The organism is Sphaerisporangium sp. NPDC088356, assembly GCF_040685555.1.
In the GTDB taxonomy this organism is placed as follows: domain Bacteria; phylum Actinomycetota; class Actinomycetes; order Streptosporangiales; family Streptosporangiaceae; genus Sphaerisporangium.
Window position 1 is genome coordinate 1 of sequence record NZ_JBFBIK010000094.1, and the last position, 9,374, is coordinate 9,374.

The 9,374-nt window shown below is 63.7% G+C and carries 6 protein-coding genes; all 6 read left to right on the forward strand.

Annotated elements, in window-relative coordinates; translation table 11 throughout:
• Nucleotides 1-959: IS3 family transposase (locus AB0O34_RS27310; protein WP_363920057.1), on the forward strand; the 959-nt coding region annotated here is incomplete at its 5' end.
• 28 nt (nt 960-987) lie between these two features.
• Nucleotides 988-1,851, forward strand: a complete 864-nt coding sequence (locus AB0O34_RS27315) for a phosphotransferase (protein WP_363920059.1) — start codon at nt 988-990, stop codon at nt 1,849-1,851.
• A gap of 69 nt (nt 1,852-1,920) precedes the next feature.
• Complete coding sequence (locus tag AB0O34_RS27320; RefSeq protein ID WP_363920061.1) at nt 1,921-2,868, forward strand: NAD-dependent epimerase/dehydratase family protein; 948 nt, start codon at nt 1,921-1,923, stop codon at nt 2,866-2,868.
• 1,025 nt (nt 2,869-3,893) lie between these two features.
• Nucleotides 3,894-4,925, forward strand: coding sequence for a DUF559 domain-containing protein (locus AB0O34_RS27325; protein ID WP_363920064.1), 1,032 nt, complete (start codon nt 3,894-3,896; stop codon nt 4,923-4,925).
• Nucleotides 4,925-5,551 (forward strand): hypothetical protein, encoded by a 627-nt coding sequence (locus AB0O34_RS27330; RefSeq protein ID WP_363920066.1) that lies wholly within the window; start codon nt 4,925-4,927, stop codon nt 5,549-5,551. The genes AB0O34_RS27325 and AB0O34_RS27330 overlap by 1 nt, the downstream gene beginning before the upstream one ends.
• Nucleotides 5,551-8,715: an ATP-binding protein gene (locus tag AB0O34_RS27335; protein ID WP_363920068.1), complete on the forward strand. Its 3,165-nt coding sequence runs from the start codon at nt 5,551-5,553 to the stop codon at nt 8,713-8,715. The genes AB0O34_RS27330 and AB0O34_RS27335 overlap by 1 nt, the downstream gene beginning before the upstream one ends.
• The last annotated feature ends 659 nt before the right edge of the window (nt 8,716-9,374 follow it).

The following is a 9,374-nucleotide window of genomic DNA, read 5'->3' on the forward strand; positions in this document are numbered from 1 at the left end:
CGAGAGAACCAGGAGCTCCGCGAGAAGCTTTCGTTCCTGAAAAAAGCCGCGGCCTTCTTCGCGGCCGAGAACAATCGGTGACCGCGAAGTTCGAGCTGATCGATGCGGAGAAGGCCAACTACACGATTGTGAAAATGTGCGCGTGGCTGGAGGTGTCCCGCTCGGGGTATTACGAGTGGCGCGACCGACCGGCCTCGGCGACCGCGCAGCGTCGCGAACTCCTCAAGGATCTGATCGAGGAGATTTTTTATGAGTACGAGGAGGTGTACGGTTACCGGCGGATTCACGCCGAGCTGCTGCGCCGAGGCGAGCAGTGCTCTGATGAGCTGGTGCGGGTGCTGATGCGCGAGCTGGGCTTGCTGCCGGCGCAGGTGCGGCCGTACAAGCCGAAGACCACCGAGCAGGGCGCCTTCCGTGGCATCCCCGACCTGGTCAGGCAGGACTTCACCGCTGATCGCCCCGGCGTCAAGCTGGTGGGCGATATCACCTACATCCCGACCTGGGAGGGATTCTGCTATTTGGCCACGGTGATCGACTGCTACAGCAAGGCCGTGGTGGGCTGGGCGGTGGCCGATCACTACCGCACCGAGTTGATTGTCGAGGCGATCGAGAGCGCGGTGCAGACCTTCACCATCGAAAAGGATGCGATTTTCCATTCGGACCGAGGGTCGAACTACACGTCCGACGAGTTCGGTATCGCGTTGAAGAAGCTGGACATTCGCAGGTCCGTCGGCCGTACCGGTATATGCTACGATAATGCCATGGCCGAATCGTTCTTCTCGGCGTTGAAGAACGAGTGGTTGAAGCGGTACGTATTCACGAGCCGGGCGAAGGCGCGGCGGGCCGTGATGCGCTATATCGAAGGCTTCTATAATCGGCGCCGACTTCATTCGGCCGTTGGTTATCGGACGCCGTTCGAGGTTCTCGACGAGTACGCGGAGCTTCAGCTAGCGTCGTAAAGTACAACCATAAATCCCGCTGTCCGGAATGATCTCAGCCCCTCAGCTCGTGATGGCGGGTCCACACGATCCTCGCCTGCATTTCGCACGTCACCACCTCGGGCCGATCACCATCCAGCCCTCCCCAGACATGCCGCCGCACCTGCTACTGCTCACCGACGCCAGCGATACGCGCTATCTGGTCAAGCAACATCGTGATCCTGGCCGGTTCGAGCGAGAAGCCCGCGCCTACACCACCTGGACTACCTATCTGGGCGACCGAGCACCGCAGCTGATCGCCTCCGACCCGCCGACTCTGTCGCTGCTGCTGACCGAACTGCCCGGACGCAACGCCGCCCTCCTGCCATCAGGCTCTATCGCCGAACGGCAGGCGCACCATGCCGCCGGTGCGACGCTGCGTCAGATTCACCAGATCCCGACCGTCGCGCCAGGTACGACCATCGCGGCCTACCTGGGACAGCGCCTGAGTCTCTGGGCCGATCGCGCCCGCAGCGCGAACCTGATCACTTCTTGTCAGCGGAACGAGATGGAGGCCCGCGCGACCGCACTGGCCGACACCACTATGGACGCCGCCATCTGCCACCTGGACTACCAGCCGCGTAACTGGCTTCTGGCCGACTACGGCACGGTAAGAATCGTCGACTTCGAGCACATGCGACCCGACGCCCGCCTGCGTGATCTGGCCCGCCTTGCCCATCGCCACTGGGCCGCCGCGCCCGACCTGCGCGCGGTGTTCCTCGACGGCTACGGCCACCCGCTGACCGCCCTCGATGATCAGCTGATCCAGCAATTCGCGGCCATCGAAGCCCTCACCGCTCTCGTACAAGGCCGCCAACGCGACGACGCGCAACTCACCAGCCACGGCCGTCTTCTGCTCACACAACTCCACTGACCACTGGAGATCACATTGTCTGAAACCTCGTGCTCTGCGGACCACCACTCCCCGCCGCTCCGCCGGGCGGTGGTCACCGGCGTCGCCGGATTCATCGGATCCCACCTTGCTGAGGCGCTGCTAGAACGCGGCGTCACCGTGATCGGTGTCGACCGCCGCAACGCGGAAACCGACCGCGCCGCGGCCATCAACCTGGTCCCCCTTCATCAGCATCCCAGCTTCATCCCGATCACAGCGGACCTGCGCAACTGCGCCGTCGAACCGCTCCTACTGGACGCCGACGCTGTGTTCCACCTGGCCGGGGTCCCTGGCGTCCGGCCCTCGTGGGGCCCGCAGTTTGGCGACTACGTCGCCTGCAACATCCTCGCCACTCAACGAATCATGCAGGCCGCCGCTCGGCTGGGGGTTCCCCGCCTGGTCGTCGCCTCCTCGTCCAGCGTCTACGGGCCCACTGACGGCACGCCCAGCAAGGAAAGCGATCCGGTCCGGCCCGCCTCGCCCTACGCGGTGACCAAACTCGCCGCAGAACAGCTGTGCCTGGCGCACGCCGCCCGGCCGGACTGTCCCACCATCGTCGTGGCCTTGCGGTACTTCACCGTCTTCGGGCCACGCCAGCGCGAGGACATGGCCATCCATCGCATCCTGACCGCCGCCGTCGAAGGCCGGACTGTTCATCTCTACGGAGACGGCACCCAGCGACGCGATTTCACCTACGTCCTCGACGCTGTGGCCGCGACGATCGCCGCCGCCACAGCCTCCATCACCAGCGGCGTAATCAATGTCGGCGCCGGCACCACCTTCTCCCTACTCGACGTCGTGGACCACACGCGCCGCCTCATCGGACGACCAGTGATCAGAGAGCTGTCCGCCACGCACAGTGGTGATGTCCCCGCTACATGCGCCGACCCGACGGCGGCGCGGAGTCTGCTCGGCTGGGCTCCGGCGGTGGATCTGGCCACCGGGATGGCCAAGCAGCTGGAATCACTCACGGCGGCGCACCAGAATGCCATGGTCTGACGGCAACACCGCTCCGCACGACGGCATAGCGGTTGCCGACGCTGAGGCTCCACCCGTGTCACCCACGGCCGGTAGCGTCGGACGACGCGAAGACCCGCAGGACGATCTGCCGACCCCTCCAGCACCTGGCGACCGATGAATGGACTCCGACACGATAACCCAGCTCGGCGACTACGGCATCCCTGGATCGCTTACCCGCGTGCTGGCCGATGTGGCCGCCGAACGGGCCGCGCAGGACGCTATGTGGGGGATGCAGGAGCATATTGACGGCACCGGACCCGAGCGCTCGCCGAGGCCGACCAGGCCAAACGCGCGGTAGCCGACGCCGCCGCCAACGGCCAGCTGACCTCGCGACACATCTTGCACGAGGAAGTCCTGGAGGCGTTCGCCGAAGCCGATCACGACCGCCTGCGGACCGAACTCATCCAGGTAGCGGCGGTCGCGGTCAAGTGGGTCCAGTCCCTAGACCGACGAGCCCTCATCCCCCGGGAGCAATAGCGTTCGAGACCTCCCATCGTCGTCGCAACGTCCTCGGCAGCAGCCACGAGCTGCGCACCTCCAGACTCGCCGAAAGTCTCTTCCCGCTTCGCGGTCGGGCCCGGTTGGGGCATCGTCGCGCTCGGGCTCCCGGTGGTCCTGCGGACTATCCAGCAGGCTAGCGGTCATGCTCAACAGCAGACTCGCTCAGTGGCGATATGTGAGGATGCCGCGCCGCCCGCCCACCCATCCGCCCACCCCGTCTACCTGGTTGCTCGCTGTAGATCATCGGCGCGATGGTCGCTATCCGGACCGCCGGATCAGGTTTCGCAACCGGCCGGAGTCAAATTTGCTTTCAGACAACACGGAATACGTCATCATAGGATGACCGTTTGTATAGTTTTGTAACCTCCGAAATGGACGAGATCTTCGGAGTTCCTACTCGTCCGTTCGCGTGCCTTATACCCTTCGCAAAGTCACGTTTTCAGAGGAGTGTCCAGAGGGGAGCCGGTGTGCCATTGTCGTGGGGCGACCTCCCAGTCGGGAGGGTGCTCCGCCTTGCCGGAGTCGATTCCATTATTGACGTCAATGTGATGGAATTGTTATTGAACCCCTTACCCGAGACCGGCCCCGCCGTCATCACCTACGCTGCAACTGAAGGCAATTCGGCCTCAGAGGTGGTGGACTCCATTCTCTACGATCTGGAAATACTGGCCATTGGGCTTTTCCCAGCCTGGTTACCCGGAGGGGAGCGGCTCTCCGGCCCCGGCGGTGGCGGAATAGCGGCGGCGAAGATCCTTGCGATGCGTCTTGCTTCAAACACCCGTCATTTCGGACCGTTCCTGGCCGACCTTGCCGCCCGGGCCATCCAGCACCGCGGTCCATTGGCTCCCGGGCGGCAAGGTCCAAAGGGACGATCGTTCCCTGCGGAGTCACGGGCCGCTGGTCTGGCTCAGGTCATCGCCTCCACGTTCGGCCGCATATCGGCGGCGCTGGTCATCTATGTGCCGGAGAAGCTGACCTCTCATGGAGAGACGCTCCTGGTTGCCGGATGCGAATGGCTGGCACACCGAAGCGGCATGGGGATCTGGCTCGTTGGCCCCGAGCTGCGCCGCGTCGAAACTCTCTATCTGGAGGTACCCGCAGCGGTCAGGAGACTGGCCGGAGAGATGCCGGCACCGCCGCTCACCGCGACGGTGGGAGTGCCGCCGATCGCCGGAAGGCCGCACGCGGGGAGCGCGGTGGAGCAGGCACTGGAGGCGGCCCTGGCGGAGTGCGATTGGGCTCACGGCCGGATCTGGAATCAGACATATAAGTCCAAGGACCCATTGTTCGTCATGATTCGCACGGATCTGATATGGGTCCGGGAGAAGTGCGTCGTAGAACTCGACGGACCGGAACACGCGACGTCCACCCAAATGGAGCGTGACCAGATTCGTGACCGACACCTGGAACGTGACGGGTTCACGGTGTTGCGATTCACCAACCAGCAGGTGATGGGCGACATACGGTGGGTTCTGCGCCGCATTGACGAATTCCTCCGGGCGCGACGCCTCGGATTGAGCGAAGGAGCAGGTTAATGCCCGAAGAAAGACTCACGTACCGGCAGGTCGCAGCTCTGCTTGTGTTGAGGGAGCTCGGAACCACATTGCCCCACAAGAATCTGAAGGATGAATGGGGCTTGGAGCTCGATGCCAAGAACCGTGCGGGTCTCGTCGACGCCAAGTTGATCGAGTCGGAAACCAAGGCCAAGCGAGCTCTGTGGTACATGATCACACCGGCTGGCGAAGATCGCGCGATCGAGGAGGTACGCAAGGGAGTCCCAGTGTCCTCCCGATCGGGCAAGGCGTTGGCCCTTCTGTATCTGCGGTCCCTATTGGCGCCCAAAGCAGCGATCTCAGCCGTCGAGGAACCCGTTCAGACACCGGTGAAGACGATGTCGCCGGAGGAAGTGGAAATCCGGATTCGCGAGGCCTACGCGAAGATCACGCCCGGAGCCGGCCGGTGGGCCGCGATGACCAAGCTACGACCCCTCCTGGCCGACATCGATCGGGATTTCCAGGACGACGTTCTGCGCACCATGATGCTGGCGGGGCGTGCGGACATCGAGCCCGTTGCGATTCTGGGTGACCTGAGGCCCGAAGACCACGCTGCCGCGATCATCATTGGCAGCACGCCCAACCATCAGTTCCGCGTCGGAGCGTGATGATGGTTACCGAATGGTATGCCCTGGATAGCCTCAAGATCGTCTCGACCGTCAATGCCAGTGAGGATGTCTGGCAGCCGGTTCCTTTCCACGTGCCCGAGATGCACCCGGCGGCTTCCTATGCTCTTCGCTCGGGACTGGAAGCCGCCGCCGGCTCTCCCGTGACCAGCCCCATCGGGGTGGTCCTCGAGGGTGGCGCCGGAAGCGGGAAGACGCACCTGATGAGCTGGCTGCGGGAGCAGGCCATCCAACGCGATGGCTACTTCTTCCTCATGGGCATTCTCGACGCCCGCAACTTCTGGGAAAGCGCCGTCGTGTCCATCCAAGACGGGCTGGCTCGGGTGGGCGCAGATGAGGAGACACAGCTCAAGCGGTTTCTTCGCAATCTGACGGGCCTGATGCAGCTCCCGCGAAAGACCCAGCAGACGATTATCGGTAACCAGCTGGTCACCCGCGAAGATCTCAATCAGTTCATCGAGGCCCTGTGCAAGATCGATCGCCGGGTTGGCAGAGAGGCCCAAGACGTCGCTCGGGCTCTGGTTCTCCTGGCGGCCAATGACGGTGCCCTGGCAGACATAGGTGAGTCCTACATCTACTCAATCGAGGATGGCGAGAGCTACCGACTGGGGTGGGGATTCCGGCAGGTCCGCAAATCTCCACAGGAGATCGTCCGTGACATCTCCCGACTGCTGGCGTTGACTGGCCCGAGCGTCATGGCCTTCGACCAACTCGACGCGTTCATCGCGCAGAGCAGCCTCTTCGCTGAGAACAGCTCCAACAGTCCGGCGAACTCGGCGGTTCTTCAGTTCGCTCATGGGCTGACCAACCTCCGTGAGGTGTCCAGCCGGACCCTGACGGTTCTCTCCTGTCTGCCTGAGACGTGGACGATTCTTGAGGAGCTGGCTGTCAAAAGTTTCAAGGACCGCTTTCGGAAGGCCACGTTCCTTCGGCGCATTCCGACTCCTGAGGTGGGGGCGGAGCTCGTCACCGTGCGGCTCGCGGAGCACTTCAAGAACATTGGCTTTGATCGGCCCTATCCAACCTGGCCGATCAAGTTGGAGGCCTTCGCGCAGGCTCCCTTCTACACCCCGCGTGAGGTGTTGGACTGTCTTTACAAGCACATCCAGAAGTGTTTGCTCCAGCGCGGCGAAATCACTGAGCTGGACAGCCTCGACGCGTCCTCGGACGTGGACGATGGTTTTGGAAAGAATGATCCCGAGGAGGAAGCGCTTCAGGCGATCGATATCAAGTTCGCGATGCTGGCCGACTCGGCCGACATCAGTGGAGCGCTGGACTCCGAACTGGAGGACACGGTTCTTCCTGGCCTGATTTCGGCGGGCCTCCGGGCCTGGATCGTGGAGAAACGCGGGACATGCGCGCGCTACCGGGTCGACCCGCCGATGGGCCGGAAGACCTCTCTTCACGCTGGCCTCAAGCAAGTCCTGAACGAGGCGACTGAAGATGAGATCCACTGGGCGTTCCGCGGCATCGCCGCCACGCACCATCTCGCGGCGTTGACTCGGCTCCGGAAGGCGGCGCTCAAAGCCGGTCTCGCGGAGGAGAGTCCCAAGCGTCGGTTGATCATCATCCGGAACATTCCGTGGAATTCCGGGCCCGTCACCCAGAAAGCAGTTGCCGGCTTCCACACCAGGGGCGGTCGGGTGATCGCGGCCGACCAAGAGGACCTCAAGGTGCTGTGCGCCCTGCGGGATCTCTTCGCGGAGAGCGTCCCACACCTCGACCAGTGGATCGCCAGCAGGAAGCCCACCGCAGACCTCAAGTTCCTAAAGGACGCTTTGGGTGATTGGCCGGATCCGACTGCTCCGCAGGAGCCTCGATCCCCAAAAACCCCTGAAGGGCCGGCCGCGCAGGCGAAGCCTCTGCCGACTCATGAGACCGGGGCCTCGGACGACTCTCCGGAAAGCCGGTCGGTCGGGGTGCCAGCGCTAACCGTGGGGCGCTCAGAAGACGGTGGGCATTTGGTCTCCGTCGAGTTGGAGGCGCTTCGTAAGCACATCGCGATCTTCGCGGGATCCGGCTCGGGGAAGACTGTTCTGATCAGGCGAATCGTCGAAGAATGCGCTCTTCAGGGCGTGTCCTCGATCGTGCTCGATCCAAACAACGACCTCGCCCGTCTCGGCGACGCATGGCCGGAGGAGCCTTCCGCCTGGGGCCCGGGTGACGGGAGCCGGGCGGCTCGTTACATCGCGGACACCGATGTCGTGGTCTGGACACCACGCAGGGAGAAGGGACGTCCGCTGGCCTTCCAGCCGTTGCCCGACTTCTCCAGCGTCCGGGACGACGTCGACGAGTTCAACGAAGCCGTTCACGCCGCCATGGCGGCGCTCACCCCACGGGCGAAGGCGGAAGGCGGCAGCGGCAGGTCCCAGGTCGCTCGGGCGGTGCTCATGGAGGCGGTTGTCCACTTCGGAAAGTACAAGAACGGCGGCCTCGACGGGCTGATCAATCTGCTCGCAGACTTCCCCGAAGACATCAGTCAGATCAGCGGAGCGGCGAAGATCGCGGATGGGCTTGCCCAGGTGCTCCGGGCTGCTGTTGTGACCGATCCGCTATTCGGAGGAGAAGGTGAGCCAGTCGATCCAGGGCGACTTCTCACTCCGGCCGCAGGAAAGCGTGCCCGGGTTTCGGTCATCAGCTTCGTGGGGCTACAGAGTGACTCCGAGCGGCAGTCCTTCGTGAACCAGTTGCAGATGGCGCTGTTTGCCTGGATCAAGAAGAACCCCGCCGGTGACCTACCCCTCGGTGGGCTCTTCGCCATGGACGAAGCGCAGATTTTCGCCCCCTCGGGCGCTATGACCGCGTGCACGCAGAGCACACTCGCGTTGGCTTCCCAGGCCCGGAAATACGGGCTCGGGCTGGTGTTCGCGACCCAGGCACCTAAGGGCCTGCACAACCGGATCCCAGGCAACGCCGCGACACAGTTCTACGGCCTGCTCAATGCGGATGTACAGATCGAGGCCGCGAAGGCGATGGCCCGCGTCAAAGGCGGCAGGGCCGATGACATCGGTTCGCTTCGCAGCGGCCAGTTCTACGTCGCACCCGAAGGCGCGAAGTTCACGAAGGTGCGTACACCTCTGTGTCTGACCTATCACCCTAGGGCGCCGCTGACGACCGAGGAGGTCATCGCCCGAGCGAGCCGATGACCTTGCAGATCAGCCGCACTCGTCCGGAGTGGCATCGCCGCAGAAATAAGGGTTTGATGCCGATTTCGTGATGGATTTACTGGCCGTGATCTCGGGGGCTGCCGGTCAGACGATCCAGAAGATGTGATCTTGTTGCTGGGCGTCGCCGGAGGTTCAGGCGTGAGCGTCGGCGGGACCCGTGACGATGACCGTAGCCTGAGTCAGCGGAACCGGGAATCCAATACCGTCCAATGCCCAAGGCCCGGGCGTCGCCAAGAGGAGGTCCTCTCACGGGGTCCCGCGTCGGCCTGGGATAGGTCACGCTTCTTCTGCTCGATCCCGGCCTCGTTCGAAACGGGCCGCGCTGATGATGAAGTCAGCCACCAGTTGGCGGTGAGGTGCTCCAGGGATTCCGGACATACCGCCCGATAGGGTGGTGATAGTCCGAAGGAGATGGGAACGTGCCGAAATGTCCTGGAGAACCCCATACGAGGAGCAGCCCGGCCACAAGAGCGGCCTGCGCATCGTAGAATCTGTCGAGCGCTGTCGATGGTGAGCGGGAGCTGAAATGCGCGGGTGGATGCCTCTCCTTGTGGGGCTGTCGAGCATCACGCTGACCGCCTGCGGTGGGCCCGCTGCGCACCTTGGCCGAATGCAGGTGTCCGCATCCAGCTCCTCAC